Origin of the sequence: Streptomyces sp. SID3212 (genome assembly GCF_009865405.1) — a bacterium.
Lineage (GTDB): Bacteria > Actinomycetota > Actinomycetes > Streptomycetales > Streptomycetaceae > Streptomyces.
Map to the genome: position 1 here is coordinate 1 of NZ_WWJY01001094.1, position 677 is coordinate 677.

Annotated in this window: 1 protein-coding gene; it reads right to left on the reverse strand. The window is 74.9% G+C overall.

The features are described 5' to 3' along the window. Positions 1–676, reverse strand: a 676-nt coding sequence (locus GT042_RS32460; protein ID WP_161312272.1) for an aminoglycoside phosphotransferase family protein, incomplete at its 3' end; no start/stop codon positions are given. Between the last annotated feature and the right edge of the window lies 1 nt (position 677).

Genomic DNA, 677 nt, shown 5'->3' on the forward strand with positions numbered 1-677 from the left:
GCTCGACCAGCGCGTCGCCGCGCAGGAGCCAGCCGGCGCACGCGTCGGTCAGGTCGCCGCCGGGGTCGGTGCCGGTGAGGCTCCTCCAGGTGGTGCGGTACGCGGTCTCGGCGCGGTCCAGCAGCGCGGGGGCGGCCTTCGTGACGCACCAGCAGGTGGGGAAACCGATACGCAGATAGGCCAGTTCCACCAGACCGTTGCCGAGGGACGCCTGTTCGAAGTCGATGAACGTGACCCCGGTCCCGGTGTGCAGGTCGTTGCCGGGACACGGGTCCCCGTGCAGCAGGGCCTGTCCCCCGGCCCGGTCGAGCCGGCCCACCAGCGCGGTGAGTTCGGCCGGGACGCCGGGTGCGACGGTGACTCCGAGCGTTTCGGCCAGGTGGAGGAAGGAGTCGGCGTCGGCCCGCGTGGGTCCGCTCCAGCAGGGCAGGAGGCCGGCGTCCGCCGGGACGGCGGTGGCGTGGAGCCGGGCCAGTGCCTTCGCGTAGCCGACGATCCATTCGCGGGGCGGCGGCCGGTGTTCGACGTGCGCGAGGACCAGGACGTGCTCCTCGGGGTCGGTGCCCAGCAGGGCGGGTACCACGGCCGGCTCGGCGCGGGCGGCGATCCGCAGCGCGGCCACCTCGCGCGCGTAGCGCTCCGCGGCGCCGGGCCCCTCGACGAACTGCTTGACCACC